The organism is Microbispora rosea, from assembly GCF_900156315.1.
GTDB lineage: Bacteria > Actinomycetota > Actinomycetes > Streptosporangiales > Streptosporangiaceae > Microbispora > Microbispora rosea.
This window is the reverse complement of the sequence record NZ_FTNI01000029.1, coordinates 21,841-42,375: the sequence shown is the minus strand read 5'-3', so window position 1 is coordinate 42,375 and position 20,535 is coordinate 21,841. Positions and strand designations below refer to the sequence as shown.

Sequence of the window (20,535 nt, the reverse complement as noted above, 5' to 3'; positions counted from 1 at the left end):
TCCGCGAGCGACGCCCAGCGCGGATGCGTACCAGGGTTCCTGCCCATTGCGTGACCCGCTACCAATAACGTGTGGAGCATCTCTACTGGGATCTCGGATCTCGCGCAGGCGGTGCCTGCTTCGAGGTGGAGCTGCGCGGCTCAGCCGCCAGAGTTTGCCTCATGGACATCGACCACTATCAGGCATATCTCGACGGCGGCGAGTACGAGTATTACGGCGGCTTCTATGACGTCAGCCCCGTCGTCCTGGAGGTGCCCTACGACGACTATTGGTATCTCGTCGTCGACAGCAACGGCCAGCGGGTCAAGGTCTGGGTCACTGAGATCTTCGACTGACCGCGCGTCCGCAGCCATTCACGAGGACGTTCAGCGGTCGGAGGCCTCATGAGCGGATCCCGCGCTTACTCCTCACCGCCCTGTCAGACGGCGATAGCCACTCAGATCAGCCCTGAGAATGTGACCGATGATGGCAGTGCGACGCATGCGCCTCCGTCTGCTCACGCTTTCGCTGGCCGCACACACTGTCAAGGCGAACGGCCGTGCCTTCGTCTGGGACATCGACCCCCAGGCCAACGCCTACGACCTCACCAGCGTCATGGACTCCCCCGGCTAGGACGTCGTCCACGAGCTCGACCCCGCCCGGGTTGCCGAGGTCCGTCGGATGCGCCAGTACGACACGGTCTTCATCGACTGCCCGGGCAGCCTGGAAGGCCGCGAGATCCTCCCCCAGATTGTCCGGGCCTCCACCTTCGTGCTGATCCCGTACGAGCATGAGCCGGAGTCGATTCTGCCGACCCTCCGGACAGCGCGCCGTGTCGCAGAGCTCGGCGTCCGGTACGCCGTCGTGGCCAACCCCCAGGTGGGTGCCGACCACGTGCTCGACGCCTGGAGAACCCTCGAGGAGCAGCAGATTCCACACTTCCAGTCGTTCGTCCGGCTGTACCGCGCCTGGCCCAACAGCCTCAAGGCGGCGTGCCCATCACCCGCTGGAGCGAGCGGCACGCCCCGAAGATTCGCGAGGATGTGGCCTGTGCTGGTCTCGACGGTCACCGCGACCGGCACCCAGCCGGTCAGCGACTACTACCTCAGCTGCCATCTGCTGCTGCAGGGGGTTCAGCTCGAGCAGATCCGCGGCGACCGCATCCTGCACGAGGCGCTCGCGGTCGAGACCGATCCCCTGCACCTGGCGATGGCGTTCAACCTCAGCTGGGCGACCGCGATCGCCTACGCCGACGTTGCCCGGACCCTGCTCGAGCGACCCATCGAAACGATTGAGGAAGCGCCACTCGGCGCCGGCCACCGTCCCCCGGCGTGAGTCGAGCCGAACCCGACGCGGTCTCGACCCTGAAACGCTGAACAGCCGTGGGTTCCCCCTGAAAGATCTTCAGTCACCGTGAACCCGACGCAGAAGGCGAAGCAAGATATGCATAAACCATGCTTACGACTCCCGGGGCGGCGGGAGTCCTACGACCGGGCGCGGTCGTGCAACGAGTGTGGGAGCAATGGCGTGCGCGCGGCGAAACCCGAGCCACATCAGAGGCTCTACGGAACTCGGCGCGGTTCAAAGACCCCGGACACACATGGTCGACGGAGACGAGGACAAGTGGTGCAAAGCGCGAGCCGCAAGCGCATTCGGCCGCTGGCCGGGGCGGTGGTCCTGGTGACCCTCGCTCTGGCCGCATGCCAGCCCTACCGGGACGAGATCTTCCTGATCGTCAATGAGACCGGCGAGAACGTCGTGGTCACCTGGAGCGGCGGCGTGTACACCAGCCTTCCTCCCGGCCGATCCACCGAAAAGATTCCGCCGCCAAACCGCTGCCGCGTCACTCCCCTGCCCGACGACCGGTTCACCGCGACGACGGAGACCGGAAAGCGCTACACCTACGCGCGGCCCATGTGCCCCGGAGAGACGTGGCACATCCGCAAGCCTTTTCCATCCTGAAAGCGCAGCTCATAGCCGGTGAGCCCATCGATCATCAAGGCTTGGCCGCGCCGACCGCAAGCAGTTCAGCACCTCTTGCGATGCTGGAGTCATGAGCGATCTCGAGCCTGTGGATCTGAAGTTGCTCGCTGGGCTCGCCGCGAAGATTGATCCGCTCATGCAAGACGTCCTCGTCAGCGGGGATGTGGAGCAGATACGCGGCTTCGTCCTCGAAGCAGCGTGGAACTGTATGGAGCGGCCGTACTTCGAGCACCTGTGGGGGGTAGGCGGGCTCTACCGCGCCTGGATGGAAATCGACGACATCCTCGACGGCTGGCCCGTCGACTACGGGGCCGACACCGATGCCCTGGTCATGCGCGAGTTCAGACTCGTGGCCCGGGAGTGGCTGGACATGCCGCGGACGGAGGCCGGGTTCCGGGACTATGTGCATCGGTGGGAGAGGCGGGTGGCGGAAGACACCTGGCCCGCACCCGGAGGAGCCCATTGGCGGCAGCGGCTGGCCTCGTCCGGCGATCGCGACGACTCCTGCCAACCTTGATTTCCACAACCTGACGACGCTGGTCACCACAGAAGAAGGCCGGGTTGACGCTCCCACGCCCGCATCCGGGCAAGGGAGCGTCCGGTAGGCGGCGAACTCCCAAGGCGGGAGGTTCAAGACTCGTGCCGCGTCGGCGACCAGCATCAACCGTATGTGCTCGCCAAAAGATCGAAGTCATCCAGGGCGCGCTTGATCTGTAGCGGCTGACGGTCCGGCTGAGTTGCTGCGCTTCCGGTGGCATAGTCACCCGAGGTAGTCTGTCGGTGACGCCGGGAACCGCGGGTTCCTGGAAGCCGTGAGGCCAGGTGACCTGGGGCATGACCGGGAGCCTGGCCTGGCGCGTTTCAGGGTTCGGATCAGAGCACCCTCACGGGGAAGTCGATCACTCTGTCGCCGAGAATCTCCCGGTAGCGAGGGTCGCCCAGCTTCTCTGCGCGGACGGCGCCGGCCACGATATCGGCGACTCACAGCAGGGCCTCGCCCGCGCCGGGTAGATGATTGATGCGGAAGCGGGTGCCCTTGGGCAGGGTGTATCGGGCATGCTGCACAGTGGTGACGTCCCTGGTGTTGAGCGTTGGCTGGCGGGCCTCCATGAACAGCTGCTCGACTCCGAACCCGTGCAGTTCGAGCACCAGCTGGTGAAGGCAGTAGGCGCGGGCGCGCTCTTGTCTGCGCTGGTGGACCGGGGACCCGACCGCAACGACATGCAACCCGTCGATTCCGGCCACCGTGTACGCCAGCTCCAACCGCTCTTTGTCATCGCGGGCGACCCAGTGCAGCTTCGCCGGGGCGTGCCGGGCCTGCGCCTGCAGCATCTCCGCACGAGCCGACTCCTGTGCAGAAGCGGGGATGATCACGGCAGCGATGATGTAGAAGCCGGTCGTGTCGTGCTCCTGGAACGACTCATCCGCCCAAGCGGTGCTCGCCCTCACACGGCATCGTCCCCTGGAGGCCTCCTCGGGATCGGGCCCGTAGCCACCTCGTGGTCGGCGATGGCCAGGAACGCCGCGTGATAGACCCCGACTGCCGCCCGCCGCATCTGCACGATCGGCGCCCAGCCACGATTGCCGTGCAACAGGTCCGTGCCGTGCAACTCCGCCGGCAGGACAACCTCGTACGCCTGCGCGGCCCCCGCCACGACCTCGCCCAGGGCGCGCGTCAGGGAGATCGCCTGGACGTCCGGGACCAGCAGCGCAACCATGGAGTAGCGGTTGCGGGTGTAGCTCTCATCCACGTACGCCAGCAGCACGTCACCCAGCGTGACAGACCGCTGACAGCCTAGGGCCGAATCCGGCGGTCACTCGGCGAACCCACCTCGGGCGTGACCTGAGATGAAACGGCTTCGATCACTGCGAACCGGACTGGTGGATGGATGATGTCGAGGGCCATGCCGCCGGGAAACCGTGCTCAGTCAGCTGGCGGTTCACGTGCCGCGCCATCCGGGCCACCCGGGCGGGGTCGGCCTGCCGGGCGCGTTCGCGCAGCAGAGCCAGCGCGCGCTGGTCAGCGATGCGCTTTTCGTTGACGGCGTCGTTGAAGACCGCGGTCACGATGGCGGCCTTGCCTGCCGCGACGAGGTGCTCGGCGTATTCGAGGATGTCGGCGTCCACGGTGATGGTGATCTGGACCTTCCTGCCTCCGCCATGGCTCGCAATCCTGCCGCGGCGATGACGTCACGGTGCGGGCAATGGTGGACGGCCAGGGTCGCTGGCGATGGATGGGGACGGGCAGGGGAGGCGCCGTCGGCGGCGGGGGCCGAGGCGGCGCCGCGTCGTGCAGTTCTCGCTCGACGACGGCGAGTACGCCGAACTGGAGGAGGCCGCTGCCCGCGAAGGGCTGTCGCGCGGCGCGTACGCCGCCAACGCCGCCTTGGCCGCCGCGCGAGGTCAGGCTGGGTCGCAGGTCGCTGCGCTGAGGGGGGCGCTCAGGGAGCTGGTGCGGGCGAGCGAACAGGTCCGCAAGATCGGCGTGAACCTCAACCAGACGGTGGCGGCGCTGCACACGACGGGGGAGGAGCCGCCGACCCTGCGCCTGTACGCCGCGGCCTGCATGCGGTTCGTCGCCCGGCTGGATGAGGCGGCGCACGCCGTACTGAAAAAGATCCCGTGATCGGCAAGGTACGGCGCGGCGGCCGCGTGGCAGGGCTGCTGCGCTACCTGTACGGCCCGGGGAGGGCCAACGAGCACGTCAACCCGCACCTGGTCGCCGGCTGGCGGGAGCCGGACGAGCTCGAGCTGCCGCTGCGCGCGGGCGGCAAGCGCGACTTCACCCGGCTCACCACCCTGCTTCGGCAGCCGTGCGCGGCAATCGGCGAGGCCGAGCGCGTCTGGCATTGCATCGTCCGCGCCGCACCGCAGGACCGCGACCTGACCGACGCCGAGTGGGCGTACGTCGCCCGCGAGGTCATGCACCGTACCGGGCTCGCGCCGTACGGGCAGGAGGCGGAGGCGGTGCGCTGGGTCGCCGTCCACCACGGCGACAACCACATCCATATCGTCGCGACCATCGCCCGGCAGGACGGCGGCAAGGCTCGCACCTCCAACGACTTCTACCGGCTGCGGGAGGTCTGCCGGGCCGTGGAGGCCGAGCTCGGCCTGCGCCGTACCGCGCCGGGGGACCGCACCGCTGCCAAGCGGCCGACCCGGGCCGAGCGCGAGCAGGCCGGGCGGCGCGGCTGGTCGCAGATCCCGCGCGAGACACTGCGGCGCCACGTTGCGGCAGCGGCGGCCGCCACGCTCTCGACCGAGGACTTAATCGCCAGGCTGGCCCAGGTGGGCGTGCGCGTGAGGCTGCGACGGCGCGACGACGGCGAGGTCGTCGGGTACGCGGTGGCGCTCGACCACCACCGCACCGCCGCCGGCGCCCTCGTCTGGTACGGGGGAGGGGCGCTGGCCGCCGACCTGACCTGGCCCAAGCTGCGCGCCCGCTGGCGGCGTACGCCCCAGGACGAACTCCGGGAGAAGGTCGCGGCCGCCGCTCGTGCCGCGCTGGGCGAACAGGACTTCTTCCGCCGCCTTGCCGAGCAGGGCGTACTCGTACGACTGCGCCACAGCCAGACCAACCCCGGCCAGGTCACCGGCTACGCCGTCAGCTTGCCCGGCATGACCCGCACGCCCGGCCGCGACAGGTGGGGGAGCGGGGAGCCAATCTGGTATGCCGGGGGCCGCCTGGCCGGCTGGCTCACCCTACCCAGGCTGCGCCGCCGGTGGCGTACCGGCGGGGAAGACTGGGCGCGGGCCGAACGGGAGGCGCTGTACGGCGAGGCCGCCCAAGCGGCGTCAGCCGCAGCGGCCCGCATCAGGCAGGACCCGGCCTCGGCCGCCGACGCCGCATGGGCCGCCGCCGACTCCCTGCGCGTGGCCGCCGCCGCGCTCGGCAACCCGGTCCTGGCCAAGGCGGCCGACGAATACGAGCGCGCCGCCCGCACCCCCTACGGCCGGATTCCGGCGCCGTCACCGGAGGGCATACGGCTACGCTCCGCGGTCCGGCTGCTAGCTCTGTCGGGCACCATGAGCCGGGACACGACGCTCGCCGGCGTGGTCGTCATCGGCGCGCTGACCTCCCTCGTCGCCGCAGTCGCCGACCTGCGCCGAGCCCAGCAGCGCGCCGCCCAGGAAGCCGCCGCCCGCCAGGCGGCGAACCGGCTGCTTACCCAGGTCACGGTGTCGGCAACGCCTCCCGCTCACCTTCACCCCGTACGGCTGCCCCAGGACCCTCCCGGGCAGTCCGAAAGCATGGTCAGGGAGCCCCGGCATGGATGGTGAGCACTACGACGACCCGATGCGCGAAGCACTGGGAAGAGCAGCCGGGCGCACCGCCCAGCTGACCTCCCTTCTCGCGGTCGCCGTCCAGGCCGGAGTCGACGTCGCGCGGCGCCGCGCCGAGATCGCGCAGGCCCGTGACCTCGCCGCCCGGCGGGAGCTGGAACGGCAGGCGCACGCTGTACGGCAAGCCGCCCGGACCCGCTGGGCGCCAGCCCAAGATGCGCGCTGGCTCGGCGAGGCCGACCTGCTCGACGTCGGCAGGGTCTGGAGCACTGCCGTGCCACACGCGGCCGACGACCCCACCGCGGAGGCGGCCGTACGCAAGTGCGAGGAGCGGCTGCGCACGCTGCACCCGCAGGCGATGGCGGACTACGACCGGCGGCGCGCAGACGGGATGAGCCGACTGGAGGCGATGCGTCAGGCCGCCCCGTCGTTTTCCCGTGACGCCCGTGGCCCCGCCCCGCGGCGCGCGGCAGTCACCGTCGGCGTCGGGCACGAGGCGGTGTTCGACAGCTTCGAGCACGGCCCCTTCCGTGAGGACTGGGAGCGCGCGCGATGGGAACGCGCCGCTGAGCAGCGCGCGCACGGACTCTTGGACGAGTTGGGCGCCTGCCCCGGCGCCGCTGCACCCACGGACGAGGAACTGCGGTCGGTCCTGGAGAGCCGTACGAACCTGCCGCTGCAAGCCGTAGACGTTGCTGTAGCCACCCGGACCAGTACGGCGGCGGCTCTGGCCGCCCTCGATCACCCACACACGATCGACCAGGTGGTGAAGTCCGTCGTTGACAACCCTGCGCCCAGCTCAACATCCCCGACCCGTCCGCTGCGCCATGAAGCTTCTGCAACCACAGCCAGTCCGCCTGCTCCATGAACCCCCACGTGCGTGGGGAGGACGACATCGAGCGCGGGCAGTCAGGCGGTGGGTGCCAGGTCGAGCACGAGGACGTCGGAGATGTCGGCGTCAGGAGCTGGCTGGCAGGTACCGACGATCTGCCAGCCCCAGCGGAGGTACAGGGCGTGTGCGGGAGCTTCGGGGTGGGCGAGGAGCATGCCGTACGGCTCGGTGCGTCCGGCGAGCCACTGGGCGAGGAGGCGGTGCCCGTGGCCGTGTCCGCGGTACTGCTTGCGGAGCACGAGCTCGATGACGGTGGCCTTCGGCGCGGCGAGGACCTCGGCGGGCGGCTCGGTGATGTCGCCGCGCCACCACTTCTCGGGTGCGAAGGTCAAGCCGAAGCAGAAGCCGGCCAGTTCGCCTGTGGCGGTGTCGATGGCGGACAGCAGCTCGAACCCGGGCTGTTCGACTTGGCGGCGGGTGCGGTCGAGGAACCGGTCCCGCTCGTACAGGGGGCCGCCGTTATACGGCGGCTCGGCGTAGACGTCCTGGTAGAGGCGGGCGTATTCGTTGCTGAGCGCCGTGGCGGCGTCGTCGTTGGCGGTGCGTTCGTAGCGGAGGCTGGGCATCCCAAGGGTCCTCACTGGGCGGGGGCAGTGCGAGGAGTTCACGGTACTCGGCGACGGCGGGCCGCTTGGCTTCGCTGATGGGCACGGTGGGGCACGTTGTCGGCGGCCGTCCGGACGAAGATAGCGCGCTGCTCGGTGGGGAGCGTCTGCAGCGCGGCGGCAGCGTGGACGACGCCATCGGTGATGTTGCCGTGGCGTACGGCGGTGACGGCCTGGTGGAGGCGCACCTGGACGATCTGCCGGGTCCGCCAGGCGGGGTAGGCGCGATCGCCGCGGTGTGCGCGGCGACGGCGGAGTCGACCGGGCCAACCCGGGCAAGCACGAACGACTGGTTGTGTAGCAGGCGGGTGTGTGGCCAGCCGAACCCGGTCTCCGTGTCGTTCGTGACGCGGTCGGACATGCGCGCGGCTGGCTACGCTTGCGCGGGCACCGCCGAAGCGCAATGTGTCCGCGCGCTGCTCGCCGCGCTCGCCGGCGACGCCCGCCGCGCTACGCTCGCGTTGTAGGACCTGGAGGACATGGACACCCGGCCCGCACCAGCCCCCGACCACAGGCGGTTCGTCCTCGATCGGCTCACTCACCCGATCCTCGTCACCTGGGAGTAGCACGCTGATGGAGCCCACCCAGGTGTCGTTTGTGCGGTTCCCCCTCGTCGCCCGGCCCCGCCCGGCCTGCGCCCCGCTCAACACCCGCGTGGGCGACCTGTGCGAGCTGGCCGGCACCGCCGAACGCGACAGCGACACGTCGAAGGCATCGACGGTGTTCAACCCAGGCCGCCCTCCTGGCCATCGACCTCGGCCTGCCCGACCTGGCCCGCACCTGGTGCCCCACCACGCCGCCCTCTACCTGACCTCCTGCCCCCTCACGGGGCGGGCAGCCCGGCACGCCCTCGAACCCTCGTGAACCTCGCCCGGCTGCACATCCGCGCAGGCGACGGAGCCCACCCCTTCACTCTCCTGGACGGCCTGTACGAGGCCTTGAACGCCCGTACCGACACCACCGTCGACGGCCTGCCCGTCCCCTTCTCCACCCTCACCCAGACCGCGGACGACCACCAGGACATCCTCCAATGGCTCTGGAGGGTCCACCTCGCGGACGGCACCCGCGCCCTCACCGGCGCCGGCTGCTAGAACGACGCCCTGAACCACCTCCGCGCCCGCAACGGCGTGGGCCACCGGATGCTCGACGGCCGCCAGGTCGCCGTCATCGCCCACGCCCTGGCGGGCGACACACCACCGCCCGTGCATTGCTGGACGACATCACGGAGGGAGAGCCATGGTAGGACGCCGTCACCGCCTGCCTGGCCCGCCCTGTGCCGACCCGGCGACGACCGTACGGCGGCGGAGATGCTGAGCCGCTACCGGAGGCTCGACGACACAGCCCCCAGCCTGGTCGTGTTCCGGACCCGGCTCGGCTTATCGGTGGTCGACGCGGCCGGAGGAGTCGACACCTCGGACGGCCGCGCCGAGCCCACCACGCTCACCATCCGCGCCGTAGCGGCCGACGACGGCTACGCCGCCCGGGACGTGCTCAACCACACAGGGTGAGCGGCCGTACCAAAGGCCGACCAGGCGGCCGCGCTCACACGGCTGCTACAGGTGAGCGGACTCGGCTCACGACGGCTTCCAGGGTGGCTGATGGTGGAGCTGTCGGTCGCATTGTCGCGGTGTGGCGCAGTGATCGCGCGCAGCCTCGGCTCTATTCCTCGTACAGGTGCGGCCGGAATGCGCAAGAAGGGGGCCGTGCGCTGACGGTTGCCTCTGATGCCGAGCTACCTGAAGGACGAGGCGCTCCTGATCAGCCACTGATGCATCGACCTGGTGAAGGGCCGACATCTCCCGCAGGTCGAGATCCAGGTCGTCGACTGGAGCATCCCCGTGGGCGCGGGGCCGGCGCGGCGCCGGCCAGGACCTCGATCGCCGGGAGGGGAGCATCCCCGCGGGCGCGGGGCCGACACCTTGCCGCCGGACATCATCACCGTGGAGGTAGGAGCATCCCCGCGGGCGCGGGGCCGACATCTCGACGCAGGCCTCGCCCTCGCCATCTTCAGGAGCATCCCCGCGGGCGCGGGGCCGACAGGCCCCCGCCGACTTCGAGGATGCGCACCCAGGGAGCGTCCTCGCGGGCGCGGGGCCGACTTCTACGAGACCGCGAAGGACCGTGACAACCGCGGAGCATCCCCGCCGGCGCGGGGCCGACATTTCCTCCGGCGTGTTCCTGGCTATCGCCCGAGGAGCATCCCCGCGGGCGCGGGGCCGACCCACGCAGCACCTCGATATCGGTCTCGACGCCGGGAGCATCCCCGCGGGCGCGGGGCCAACGTCGGCGACCGCAGCGACCAGGACCCGCCGTGCGGAGCATCCCCGCGGGCGCGGGGCCGACGCGCCGAACGCGGTTACGTACCCGCCCTGCCAGGGAGCATCCCCGCGGGCGCGGGGCCGACGAGTGCTGAGGTGATCCGGGCTATCGGCTCGGCGGGAACATCCCCGCGGGCGCGGGGCCGACCCGAACGATGTCGAGCAGATCAGACCCGTCGAGGGAACATCCCCGCGGGCGCGGGGCCGACGGGGGGTACGCCGTGACTCGCCTGCGCTGCCCGGGAACATCCCCGCGGGCGCAGGGCCGACCTCCGCGGTGGAGGTCTCGCCGGACCGCAACGGGGAACATCCCCGCGGGCGCGGGGCCGACAGGCCCGAATACGTCGAGCACGCGGAGGATCTCGGAACATCCCCGCGGGCGCGGGGCCGACGCCCGGGAAATCGTCCAGGCGCTGACCGAGAGGGGAACATCCCCGCGGGCGCGGGGCCGACGACGTCGACGCCACGGCGGGCGGTGCGGCCGGAGGACCATCCCCGCGGGCGCGGGGCCGACGTCGTGGACATCAACATCAACGGCACGTCCATCGGAACATCCCCGCGGGCGCGGGGCCGACACTTGCTGACCAGAGGGTTCTTGGCTTCTAGTGTCGTTTTTCATTCAGTTCGATTCAGCTCTGTTCGGATCCCACGGGCGACCCTATCTGACGATCGCCTGCTCCTGTCGGTGGCGGCTTCTAGTGTTTTGACCGGTCCACGAACGATGTGAAGGAGGAGGTCCTTGGACGAGTATGAGCTGGGGTCCGTGGATCCGGATGTAGCACGGCAGTTGGGTGTTTTATGGGGAAAGTCGGCCGCGAAGGCGGCAGGACGTATGAACCTGCTGATGTGTCACCTTCTCGATACCGCTGCGGTCGCCGAGCAGATCTGGGATCGCTACCTCGCCCCGTCGACCAAGGCCTGGCTGCAGGATGTGGCGGGAGGTCCTGGGCGCGGGCGCCGGTTCTTCGCCTGGATCTGTGGCATCCATGATTGCGGGAAGGCGACCCCGGCTTTTCAGCAGATGGACGAGACGGCGGCACGGGCAGTCCGGCACTCGGGGCTGACCTGGATGCACACCGGTCGGCAGCGTTGGCGCCACGACCGGGCAGGCGGGAAGCTCATCCGGGACGTATTGGGAGAAGCAGGGTGGGCCGACGACCACATCTCATGGATTTGGCCTTTGATCGCTGGGCACCACGGCAAGTTCCCCTCAGTGGGGCAGCTGTGCGAACCGCGTATCGCGCGGGGTCATCTCCACGGAAAGAGCCTCGGATGGCGTCGGGTGCAGTCGGCTGTGGTCGAGGTCTTCACCCGCCAGTTGGGGTTCGAGGGGCTGAAGGAGGTTCAGCCCTTACGGGTGCCCAGTCGCGCCGATCAGCTGCATCTGAGCGGCTTGGTGGTGATGGCGGACTGGATTGCCAGCGATGAACGTCACTTCCCGGGGATCGATGATCTGCGCGACGTCAGTCTGTCAGTGTCCCGCGGGCGCGCTGCCAAAGCTTGGGAGAAGTTGGGATTGCGAGGCGGTTGGGGCGGGCTCACAGTTCCCGGGAACGAGGTGTTCCAGGACCGTTTTGGGCATGGTCCGCGTCCCTCCCAGGTGATGGTGATGGATGCCGTCCGGTGCATGGGCGGCCCGGGTCTTGTGATCGTCGAGGCGCCGATGGGGGAGGGCAAGACCAAGACGTCTTTGCTGGCGGCGGAGATCCTGGCTGCCCGGTTCGGAGCGGATGGGGTGTTCGTCGGTATGCCCACCCAGGCGACCAGCGACCCGATCTTCTCCCAGGTGCGCTGGTGGGCGGGCAAGGTGGCGCCGGGTCTAGAGTCGCAGGTGGCGCTGCTGCATGGCAAGCGCCGTTTCAACCGGGAATGGCAGGCTCTGCTGGAGGAGGCCGGCGACAGCCCGGACGACATCTACGGCACTGTGGACGAGGACGCCCTGTACGGGATGTCGTCGTTCGATATCGGCGAGGTTCTTGAGCGGCGGGCGCCTGCGGAATGGTTCTTGGGCAGCAAACGAGGGCTGCTGACCCCGCTGGTTGTGGGAACGATCGATCAGCTGCTGTTGGCCGCGACTCGTACCAAGCACGTGATGCTGCGGATGGCCGGGCTGGCCGGCAAAGTCGTGATCCTGGACGAGGTGCACGCCGCCGACGTGTACATGTCCCAGTTTCTGTTGGAGGGACTGCGTTGGCTGGGGCAGGCCCGCGTGCCGGTCGTTCTGCTCTCGGCGACCTTGCCGCCCGCGCAACGGCGCGCCTTGGTCGACGCCTATCTCGCCGGTGCCGCGTCGAGTGAGGATCCGCCGGCACTCGATCTGCCGGCCCCCGGCGGTTACCCGAGCGTCACCGCGATCTGGCTGGAGAAATCGGGCCCGCAGCGGCTCGTTGAGCACTGCCCGTCCTGGCGGGAGGACCTCAACATACGGGTCGAGGTGCTCCCCGAGCTGCCCCAATCGGCCTTCGCTCCAGGCGTTCGCACGGATGCGGTCGTCACGCTCCTCGCGGACCGTCTGCACGACGGCGGCTGTGCCCTAGTGATCCGTAATACGGTCGACCGTGCGCAGGAGACTTACCGGGCGCTGCGTGCTCAGTTCGGCGACGATGTCCTGCTCCTGCACGGGCGATTGCATGCCGCGCATCGGGCAGACCGAACGGAGACCGCGCTGGCCCGGCTCGGGCCGTCAACCGAACACCGTCCGCGTACGATCCTGGTCGCGACACAGTTGGCCGAGCAGTCGTTCGATGTCGATGCCGACATCTTGGTCACTGACCTGGCCCCGATCGACCTGCTCCTGCAGCGGATCGGCCGGCTCCACCGCCACAACGACGTCCCCCGACCCGCAGAGGTTTGTGAACCCTGCGTCGTGCTCACAGGATTCGAAGCCGTCGGCTCGTATGCACCGTGGATCCTTCCGGCCAGCGAAGCGATCTACGGCCGCTACCTGTTGCTGCGCACCGCCGCGCTCGTCTGCGCCGTCGAGGACTCGTCCTGGAACGTCCCCGGCCAGGTCCCCGCTCTGGTCGCAGCCGTCTACGGTGACATGCCGGTCGTACCCGACGCATGGGCCGAGGCGGAACGCGCGGCGTTCGCCAAGTGGGACGCAGATCAGCAGGCCCGCGTGGACACCGCCCAGAAGTTCCTGCTGACGCGCTTCAAGGAACACGAGAACACGACCCTGGAGGGTCTGCACTACGCCGAGACCAAGGGCGCCGATGAGATCGTTCAGGCGATTGTCCGCGACGGCGAACCCACTATCGAAGTCGTCATCGTCCACGAGGACTCCAGCGGCTACGCCACATGGACGGGACGACGCCTGGGCATCAACGGGGAAGTGCCAGCGGACCTCCTCGATGAGGTTCTGGGCGGTACGGTGCGCCTGCCCGCCAAGCTCGCGGGGGCAGCCGAAAGCGAGCTCCAGCCGCTGGACGGCTGGCGAGACCATCCGTGGCTGCGCAACAGCCGCGCGTTGAAGCTCGACCCTCAAGGGCAGGCGAGCCTCGACCGCTGGGCGATCCACTACGACACAGACCTGGGATTGGTCGTCGACAACCGCAAGCAGTAGTGGGTTCGAGAGCTCCCATTAGAGGCACCGGACGATAAGAAGTGTCGGTTGCGCAGGTCGTGACATGTAATGGCATTTCTATTTATATGGGTCCGAAAGCGTGGGATTCGGGCTGTGAAATATAGGTGTGGCAGAAAATGTCGGTGGCCGCCTCTACGCTCACCCCTGACTTTCCTTGGTACGCCACTTCCCCCCGAAGGCAGGCCATAGATGGATCGGTTCGACCTGGTACATGACGGCTGGTTGCCGCTGCGGCAGCGGCATGACGGCGCTTTGCTCGAGGTGGGCATCGAGAGGGCCCTGACCGAGGCGGACACGTTCACTGAGCTGGTGGTCGAGCTTGCGACGCAGGTGCCCGCGTTGCTGCGGCAGGTGTTGTTGCCGGTCGTTGCGGACGCCGTGGGGTTGCCGGCTGATCGTGCGGAGTGGCGCAGGCGTTTTGAGGCGGGGGCGTTCACGGAGGCGGAGCGCGACCGGATCCGGGCGTACCTGGCAGAGCATGGCGAGCGGTTCCAGGCGTTCGGCCATGCCCCGTTCGCTCAGGTGGGCAGCCTGGAGGCGGTCAGCGGGGAGACCAAGGGCGCAGGCTTGCTCGTGGCGACGGAGTTCACTGGCAACAATGTGCCGCTGTTCGGGTCGCGGACCGAGGCCGAGCCGCCCGCCTTGACGCCTGCGGAGGCGGTGCGGTGGCTGGTGCACGCGCACTGCTGGGACACCGCAGCAATCAAGACCGGCGCCAAGGGCGACAGCAAGGTCAAGGCCGGCAAGACGACGGGTAACCCCACGGGTCCGCTGGGCCAGCTCGGCGTGCTCATCCCCACCGGCCGCACGCTGTACGAAACCTTGCTGCTGAACCTGCCCGTCGGGGCGAGGTCGCTGCTGGGTACCCCGCAGTGGCGGCGTCCCGCGGCGGGCCCGGTCTGGGCCGCCGCCGGCTACCCGGACGGGCTGCTTGACCTGTGGACGTGGCAGTCGCGCCGGATCCGGCTGATCCCGGAGGACACGCCGCAGGGCGTGCGGGTCAGGCGGGTGATCGTGGCGGCGGGGGACCGCATGCGGGAGCTTCCGGAGTGGGAGCCGCACACCGCCTGGAAGTACGACAAGCCGGCGGCGAAGGCCAAGGCGGCCGATCGCAAACCGCGCCGGCACATGCCCGGCAAGGCGATATGGCGCGGTCTGGAAGCGCTGCTGGCCGTCCACCACAGTGACCTGGATAGCGGCTCGGTGGAGACGAGCAGCCTGCTGAGGCAGGCCGCCGACCTGCGAGCTGTTGGAGCGCTCCAGGAGGACTACCCGCTGCGGGTCGAGGCGTTCGGGATCATGTATGGCACCCAGTCGGCCATCGTCGACGACGTCTACCACGATCTGATCCCGTTGCCGGTGGCCGCGCTGCAGGCGGACGCCGAGTTGTACGGGGTGCTGGTGGAGATGACCAGCCAGGCCGAGCAGCTCGCCCGGGCGATCAACCACCTGTCGGCGGACCTGCGCCGTGCCGCGGGACTGGACCCGATCCCCTGGGACAAGGGGCAGCGCCCCGGACAGCAGCTTCTGCACCGCCTCGACCCCGTGGTGCGCCGTGTCCTCGGCCACGTGGGCGGCCTCGACGACGAACAACTGGAGACGGTGCTGCTGGCCTGGGAACAGGTCGCCTACCGGATCACCCGCCAGATCGCCGATGAGGTGTTCGCCGCGGTGCCGGAGTCGGTATTCGCCCCACGCCGCAGCAGCAGCGATAAGGAGGCGCCGGCAGCCAAGCCCGGGCTCGGCCATGTCGAGGGCACGCTGCGACGCGATCTTTCGGTCATCTTGCCGCGCGCCGCCGAGCACCGCCGTGCCGCCTGACCTCTGGTCCCACCCGAAAAACCCACCCCCTCATCGTTGGAGCGTGATATCGCGATGGCGACCCCGTACTGGAATCGTGCAGCCGCCGACGGGACCTGGCTGACCGACACGCGAAGCCGGCGCCCGCTCGGCCCGCCGCCGGGGGAGGACCTGGCGGCGATGCGGGCCGGACTTGGCCGCGGCTTCGGCGAGGTCCCCAAGCTGTGGCCGTACTACACCGTCGAGATCAACGATGACCTGGCGCGCCGCGGCCAGGCATCGGTCGAGCAGAAGGCCGAGCACGCCGCGCTCGCCCTGTACGGACTGCACCAGCAGTCCAAGAGCATCTCGATGCACCGCCCAGGAGTGCGGCTCGGGACCTCACTGGCGCGGCTGCGCGCCAGCGACCGGTTCAGCGAGAAGGCGATCGACGACCGGGTGGAAGCGGCGGCCACAACCACGACCCCCGACGCGCTGCTGATCCGGCTGCGGGGCCTGATCGATCTGCTCCGCGTCATCAACCAGCCGCTCGACTACAGCCACCTGATGCAGCTCATCCGCGACTGGCACTACGACGACCGCCGCCGCGCCGCCCGCCGCACCTGGGCCCTGGACTACCAGGTCTGGAAACAGACCGCACCGCAGGACGAGCCCGCAGCCGCGTCCTGACGTATCCCCCCAACCGAGCTGATCGGAGACGACGATGTCTAAGCGCCAGTACGTGGACTTCCACATCATCCAGACGGTTCCCCCGGCGAACCTGAACCGGGACGACCAGGGCAATCCGAAAGAGGCCCGGTTCGGCGGGGTGCGCCGTGCCCGGGTGTCGTCGCAGGCGTGGAAGCGCGCCACCCGGCGGGCCTTCGACGACAAGCTGCCCGAGGCCGACCACAGCACCCGCACCAAGCGCATCGCCGGGCAGCTGACCGAGCGCATCGCATCGCGCACCGGTGTCGAGGCTGAGGCGGCGGCGCGGATCGCCGGTGCGCTGCTGGAACCGCTGGGCATCAAGGCCGGCAAGAAAGCCGGCGACACCGCCTACCTGCTGTTCTTCGGCTACCGGCAGCTGGACGACATCGTCGACCTGATCGCTGACGAGGCCAAAACCCTGGCCGGACTGGACGACGAGCAGCTGAAGGCGGCAACGAAGGACCTGCCGGTGGCCGACCGGCTCAAGAGCGGTCACCCGATGGGTGTGGCGCTGTTCGGCAGGATGGTCGCCGACATCCCCTCCCTGAACGTGGACGCCGCCACCCAGGTCGCCCACGCCATCTCCACCCACGCAGTCGAGATCGAATCCGACTACTACACCGCCGTCGACGACGAGAACGAGGCCGACGAGTCCGGGGCTGGAATGATCGGCAACGTCGGGTTCAACGCCGCCACCTTGTACCGGTACGCCACGGTCGGCGTGCACCAGCTCGCCGACAACCTCGGCAGCGTGGACGCCGCGCTCGAGGCAGTCGCCCGGTTCGCCGAAGCGTTCGCGCTGTCGATGCCGACCGGGCACATCAACTCCTTCGCCCACCGCACCCGTCCCAGCCTGGTCGCGGTCGTGGTCCGTGACGACCAGCCGGTCAACCTCGTCTCCGCCTTCGAACGGCCCATCCGCAACGCCGACGGGATCGCCGCCACCTCGGCCGCACGGCTGGCCGAGGAGTACGAGCGCTCCAGCCGGCAGTGGGGTGACACGCCCGTGCATGTCGCGGTCTCGCACGCCTTCGACAACGACGGCGACCTCACCGCGGCATTCGGCGCCAACCAGCCCTTCAGCCGGCTGCTGTCGGGCCTGAACGAGGCTCTGACCGCCTCGTGGGAGACGAACTGATGGCCGAACCCCGCCCCGAGCAGGCCGTTTTGTTGCTGCGGCTGGCCGGGCCGCTGCAGTCCTGGGGCGACCAAAGCGCCTTCAACCGGCGCGACACCCGGCCGCAGCCCACCAAGTCCGGAGTGATCGGACTGCTCGCCGCCGCCACAGGCCACCCCCGCCACGAACCCCTCGGCGACTTCCTCGGACTGAGCATGGGGGTGCGCGTCGACCAGGAGGGCACGCTGCTGCGGGACTACCACACCGTCAGCGACTACCAAGACCGCCCGCTGCCCCAGGCAGGGGTCTCGGCCAAAGGCGTGCAAAAGCCGACCTCGCCCGCCAAATACACCCACATCACCCAGCGCTTCTACCTCCAGGACGCGGTGTTCGTCGCCGCCGTCGCCGGCCCGAAACCGCTGATGGAATCGTTGGCCGAAGCCGTCACCCACCCCGCGTTCCCACTGGCGCTCGGGCGGCGCCCCTGCGTCCCCTCACAACCCATCCTGCTCGGCCTCACCAGCGAGCCGATCCTGGACGCGCTTACCACCCAGCCGTGGCAGGCCGGCGAGCCCGCCCGCGCCCAGTTCGAACGACAGCACGGGCGGCTGGCGGCCATCGACCGGATGGTGACCGTCGAGTCCGCCGACGGCGACCAGATCCTGCACGACGAACCGCTCTCGTTCGACCCGCGCGACCGCCGCCACGCCACCCGCCGCGTCACCCACCTATGGCGCTCCATCCCCACCGGGTTCGACACCCCGGTCCCGCCGTCCGACGCTGCCTCCGCACACGATCCGTTCGCCCTGCTGGGCTGGTGACCACCCAATGACCTACCTGTCCCGCATCAGAATCAACCCGCTACGCGCCCAAAGCCGCGCCATGCTCGCCAGCCCCCGCGTCATGCACGCCTACGTCTGCGCCGGCATCCCCGCCACCCCCGACAGCGAACGCATCTTGTGGCGGCTGGATGTCGACAACCCCCACCGGCCCCTGCTGTTCGTCCTCACCCAGTCCAAACCCGACTGGACCCACATCGTCGAGGCCGCCGGCTGGCCAGACGCCGACGACGAACACTTCGCCATCGGCGACTACACCCCCCTGCTCGCCCGCATCGCCCCCGGCCGCGAATTCGCCTTCCGGCTGACCGCCAGCCCCGTGCAGAACACCAACCGCCCCGACAAACCGACCCCCGCCCAAGCCGCGCGGATCGCCGCCGGGGACCGCCGATCCTTCCGGCTCGCACACCGCACCGCAGGTGCCCAACTCGGCTGGCTGTTGTACCGCACGACCCGGCACGGCTTCGACATCCCCCCGGCCCGTACCGACCCTGCCGTCCCCGACCTCGCCGACGACAAGGCCGTACCCGCACCGGATGTGCGGCTCATCGCCCGCAACCGGCACGAATTCAGCAAAGGCGACCGGGGCAAGCGCATCACCCTGCACACCGCGACCTTCGAAGGCCGCCTGCGCGTCACCGACACCGCCCTGCTCACCGACGCACTACTGCAAGGCATCGGCCCGTCCAAGGCCTACGGATGCGGACTGCTCACCCTCGCCCCGCTCCCCGGCGGTCAGTGAGCCGCAGATGGCTGACATCTGGTGGAAAGCCCACCCGCACGACCTGCACCGCGTCTCCGACCGCGTCTCCAGCGTCTACGTCGAACGCAGCCACATCGACCGGGACGAAAACGCCGTCGTCATCATCAACAAACGCGAGACCGTCCGTGTCCCCGCCGCGATGGTCGCGGTCATGCTGGTGGGCCCCGGAACCCGCGTCACCCACGGCGCGATCCGCCTGCTCGCCGACTCCGGCACCACCGTGTGCTGGGTCGGCGAACAAGGCGTCCGCATGTACGCAGCCGGCCTTGGCCCCGCACGCGGTGCCAACCTCCTGCACCGACAAGCCTGGCTCGTCACCCGAACCAAAGAACGCCTGAACGTCGCCCGCGCCATGTACGCGATGCGCTTTCCCGGCGAGGACGTCTCCACCGCCACTATGCAGCAGCTCCGCGGACGTGAAGGAGCACGCGTCCGCAAGCTCTACCAAGCGCATTCCCAGCGCACCGGCGTCGCCTGGAACCGCCGCGAATACCGCGCCGGCGACGCTCACGCCGCCGGCGACGACCTCAACCGCCTCCTGTCGGCCGCCAACGCCGCCCTCTACGGGATCTGCCACGCCGTCATTGTCGGCATCGGAGCCAGCCCCGGCCTCGGCTTCGTTCACACCGGCACGGCCATCTCCTTCGTCCTGGACATCGCCGACCTCTACAAAGCCGACTACACCATCCCCCTGGCCTTCGACCTCGCCGCCAAAGGCCTCACCGAAGAACGCGACGCCCGCATCGGCCTTCGCGACCGCATTGCCCAGACCCGCCTCCTCGATCGGATCGTCACCGACATCAAAAACCTCCTCACCCCCGGCGAATCAGAGGTGCGCGAAGATGATCTGAACCAGCTCTGGGACGAACGCCTTGGTACCGTGGCGGGCGGCATCAACTGGGCCGACGAGTCCGACCTGGCCATCAACCTCGGCCTCAACCTTGTCCAGCCAACCATGGGTGAAGACCACATCGCCGTCATCGGCCCCGAATTCGACACGCCCGGGTCATCAACATGACCGTCGTCCTCATCGCCGCTCCCGCAGGCCTCCGCGGCCACCTCACACGATGGATGGTCGAAGTCAACGCCGGGGTCTTCGTCGGCAACCCCAGCCGCCGAATCCGTGACCGACTATGGGACCTGCTTGCCACCCGCATCGGAGACGGCCAAGCCATCCTCGTCGAACCCGCCAACAACGAACAAGGATGGAGCGTCCGTACCGCAGGCAAAGACCGCTGGCGCCCCACCGACTTCGACGGCCTCATCCTGTCGGCACGCCGCCGAACCCAACCGAATGAAAACCGCCCCCAGGCCAGATAAACGCGCAGCTCAGCAAGTGTCGCCCCCGCGCCCGCGGGGATGGTCCGTTGCGGAGCTGCGGCGTCTTCCGAGCCCGGATGTCGCCCCCGCGCCCGCGGGGATGGTCCTCCCGTCGCGATCGGGCTCGACACGAAAGGGCCGTCGCCCCCGCGCCCGCGGGGATGGTCCCATAGGCCGTTTCATGATGGCGGTGTACTCTTGGTCGCCCCCGCGCCCGCGGGGATGGTCCGTTGTTCCGGCCCAGGCCGCCGGTGACGCGGGAGTCGCCCCCGCGCCCGCGGGGATGGTCCGCGGGTCCAGCGGCAGGCGTTGCGGCGACCCAGGTCGCCCCCGCGCCCGCGGGGATGGTCCCCCCATTC

The 20,535-nt window shown here is 69.4% G+C and carries 24 protein-coding genes and 2 CRISPR repeat arrays; of the genes, 20 read left to right on the top strand and 4 right to left on the bottom strand.

Features of this window, described 5'->3' with window-relative positions:
• The first annotated feature begins 71 nt into the window (after positions 1–71).
• From BXA11_RS32100 to BXA11_RS32085, 5 genes are all read left to right on the top strand, one after another.
• Complete coding sequence (locus tag BXA11_RS32100) at positions 72–335, top strand: DUF1883 domain-containing protein (protein WP_076440577.1); 264 nt, start codon at positions 72–74, stop codon at positions 333–335.
• Positions 336–462: 127 nt separating this feature from the next.
• Positions 463–612, top strand: coding sequence for a hypothetical protein (locus BXA11_RS43405; protein WP_159454866.1), 150 nt, complete (start codon positions 463–465; stop codon positions 610–612).
• Positions 613–660: 48 nt separating this feature from the next.
• Positions 661–1,314 carry a P-loop NTPase family protein gene (locus tag BXA11_RS32095; protein WP_076440575.1) on the top strand — a complete coding sequence of 218 codons (654 nt, stop codon included), beginning with the start codon at positions 661–663 and terminating at the stop codon, positions 1,312–1,314.
• Between the two features lie 288 nt (positions 1,315–1,602).
• Positions 1,603–1,941: a hypothetical protein gene (locus tag BXA11_RS32090; RefSeq protein ID WP_076440573.1), complete on the top strand. Its 339-nt coding sequence runs from the start codon at positions 1,603–1,605 to the stop codon at positions 1,939–1,941.
• 91 nt (positions 1,942–2,032) lie between these two features.
• Complete coding sequence (locus tag BXA11_RS32085; protein WP_076440571.1) at positions 2,033–2,479, top strand: hypothetical protein; 447 nt, start codon at positions 2,033–2,035, stop codon at positions 2,477–2,479.
• A 464-nt stretch (positions 2,480–2,943) separates the two neighbouring features.
• Here the strand turns inward: BXA11_RS32085 and BXA11_RS32080 are convergent, their stop codons facing one another.
• The 3 genes from BXA11_RS32080 to BXA11_RS32070 all read right to left on the bottom strand — a co-directional run bounded on the left by BXA11_RS32080 (position 2,944) and on the right by BXA11_RS32070 (position 4,089).
• Complete coding sequence (locus BXA11_RS32080; RefSeq protein ID WP_083744736.1) at positions 2,944–3,411, bottom strand: hypothetical protein; 468 nt, start codon at positions 3,409–3,411, stop codon at positions 2,944–2,946.
• Positions 3,408–3,728: a hypothetical protein gene (locus tag BXA11_RS32075; RefSeq protein ID WP_076440569.1), complete on the bottom strand. Its 321-nt coding sequence runs from the start codon at positions 3,726–3,728 to the stop codon at positions 3,408–3,410. The genes BXA11_RS32080 and BXA11_RS32075 overlap by 4 nt, the downstream gene beginning before the upstream one ends.
• Before the next feature lie 97 nt (positions 3,729–3,825).
• Entirely contained in the window at positions 3,826–4,089 is a 264-nt protein-coding gene (locus BXA11_RS32070) for a hypothetical protein (protein WP_076440568.1), read from the bottom strand.
• Positions 4,090–4,252: 163 nt separating this feature from the next.
• On the opposite strand from BXA11_RS32070, the gene BXA11_RS32065 reads away from it, so the two are divergent.
• Genes BXA11_RS32065 through BXA11_RS32055 form a run of 3 tightly spaced genes read left to right on the top strand, consistent with a single transcriptional unit; the run spans position 4,253 to position 7,114 of the window.
• Positions 4,253–4,588: a hypothetical protein gene (locus BXA11_RS32065; protein WP_076440566.1), complete on the top strand. Its 336-nt coding sequence runs from the start codon at positions 4,253–4,255 to the stop codon at positions 4,586–4,588.
• Complete coding sequence (locus BXA11_RS32060; RefSeq protein WP_076440564.1) at positions 4,585–6,243, top strand: relaxase/mobilization nuclease domain-containing protein; 1,659 nt, start codon at positions 4,585–4,587, stop codon at positions 6,241–6,243. Before BXA11_RS32065 ends, BXA11_RS32060 begins: the two co-directional genes overlap by 4 nt.
• Positions 6,233–7,114, top strand: coding sequence for a hypothetical protein (locus tag BXA11_RS32055; RefSeq protein WP_076440562.1), 882 nt, complete (start codon positions 6,233–6,235; stop codon positions 7,112–7,114). Before BXA11_RS32060 ends, BXA11_RS32055 begins: the two co-directional genes overlap by 11 nt.
• A 41-nt stretch (positions 7,115–7,155) precedes the next feature.
• Here the strand turns inward: BXA11_RS32055 and BXA11_RS42580 are convergent, their stop codons facing one another.
• On the bottom strand, positions 7,156–7,704 hold the full coding sequence (locus BXA11_RS42580) for a GNAT family N-acetyltransferase (RefSeq protein WP_076440560.1): 549 nt from the start codon (positions 7,702–7,704) through the stop codon (positions 7,156–7,158).
• 77 nt (positions 7,705–7,781) lie between these two features.
• Between BXA11_RS42580 and BXA11_RS42575 the strand changes: the two genes are divergently transcribed.
• The 12 genes from BXA11_RS42575 to cas2e all read left to right on the top strand — a co-directional run bounded on the left by BXA11_RS42575 (position 7,782) and on the right by cas2e (position 20,176).
• Positions 7,782–8,210, top strand: coding sequence for a hypothetical protein (locus tag BXA11_RS42575; protein ID WP_143734634.1), 429 nt, complete (start codon positions 7,782–7,784; stop codon positions 8,208–8,210).
• Positions 8,211–8,316: 106 nt separating this feature from the next.
• Entirely contained in the window at positions 8,317–8,607 is a 291-nt protein-coding gene (locus BXA11_RS42570) for a hypothetical protein (protein WP_143734633.1), read from the top strand.
• Entirely contained in the window at positions 8,604–8,834 is a 231-nt protein-coding gene (locus BXA11_RS41665) for a hypothetical protein (RefSeq protein WP_083744734.1), read from the top strand. Before BXA11_RS42570 ends, BXA11_RS41665 begins: the two co-directional genes overlap by 4 nt.
• A gap of 216 nt (positions 8,835–9,050) precedes the next feature.
• The gene (locus BXA11_RS41655) at positions 9,051–9,251 is read left to right on the top strand and encodes a hypothetical protein (protein ID WP_083744732.1); all 201 of its coding nucleotides are present in this window, start codon (positions 9,051–9,053) and stop codon (positions 9,249–9,251) included.
• 323 nt (positions 9,252–9,574) lie between these two features.
• Positions 9,575–10,636: direct repeats of the CRISPR family, unit length 24 nt; unit sequence CATCCCCGCGGGCGCGGGGCCGAC.
• 188 nt (positions 10,637–10,824) lie between these two features.
• Positions 10,825–13,626, top strand: coding sequence for a CRISPR-associated helicase Cas3' (gene cas3 / locus BXA11_RS32035; RefSeq protein ID WP_275409762.1), 2,802 nt, complete (start codon positions 10,825–10,827; stop codon positions 13,624–13,626).
• A gap of 210 nt (positions 13,627–13,836) precedes the next feature.
• A complete protein-coding gene (casA, locus tag BXA11_RS32030; protein ID WP_076440554.1) occupies positions 13,837–15,468 on the top strand; it encodes a type I-E CRISPR-associated protein Cse1/CasA in 1,632 nt (543 codons plus the stop codon).
• Between the two features lie 54 nt (positions 15,469–15,522).
• Positions 15,523–16,116 (top strand): type I-E CRISPR-associated protein Cse2/CasB, encoded by a 594-nt coding sequence (casB, locus tag BXA11_RS32025; RefSeq protein ID WP_076440551.1) that lies wholly within the window; start codon positions 15,523–15,525, stop codon positions 16,114–16,116.
• 34 nt (positions 16,117–16,150) lie between these two features.
• Positions 16,151–17,275 (top strand): type I-E CRISPR-associated protein Cas7/Cse4/CasC, encoded by a 1,125-nt coding sequence (gene cas7e, locus BXA11_RS32020; RefSeq protein ID WP_076440549.1) that lies wholly within the window; start codon positions 16,151–16,153, stop codon positions 17,273–17,275.
• On the top strand, positions 17,275–18,075 hold the full coding sequence (gene cas5e, locus BXA11_RS32015) for a type I-E CRISPR-associated protein Cas5/CasD (RefSeq protein ID WP_076440547.1): 801 nt from the start codon (positions 17,275–17,277) through the stop codon (positions 18,073–18,075). The genes cas7e and cas5e overlap by 1 nt, the downstream gene beginning before the upstream one ends.
• Positions 18,076–18,082: 7 nt before the next feature.
• A complete protein-coding gene (gene cas6e / locus BXA11_RS32010; protein WP_076440545.1) occupies positions 18,083–18,835 on the top strand; it encodes a type I-E CRISPR-associated protein Cas6/Cse3/CasE in 753 nt (250 codons plus the stop codon).
• Between the two features lie 7 nt (positions 18,836–18,842).
• Positions 18,843–19,874, top strand: coding sequence for a type I-E CRISPR-associated endonuclease Cas1e (gene cas1e, locus BXA11_RS32005; RefSeq protein ID WP_076440543.1), 1,032 nt, complete (start codon positions 18,843–18,845; stop codon positions 19,872–19,874).
• A complete protein-coding gene (cas2e, locus tag BXA11_RS32000) occupies positions 19,871–20,176 on the top strand; it encodes a type I-E CRISPR-associated endoribonuclease Cas2e (RefSeq protein ID WP_076440541.1) in 306 nt (101 codons plus the stop codon). The genes cas1e and cas2e overlap by 4 nt, the downstream gene beginning before the upstream one ends.
• A gap of 18 nt (positions 20,177–20,194) precedes the next feature.
• Positions 20,195–20,527: a CRISPR direct-repeat array (repeat unit 28 nt; unit sequence GTCGCCCCCGCGCCCGCGGGGATGGTCC).
• Positions 20,528–20,535: the final 8 nt, after the last annotated feature.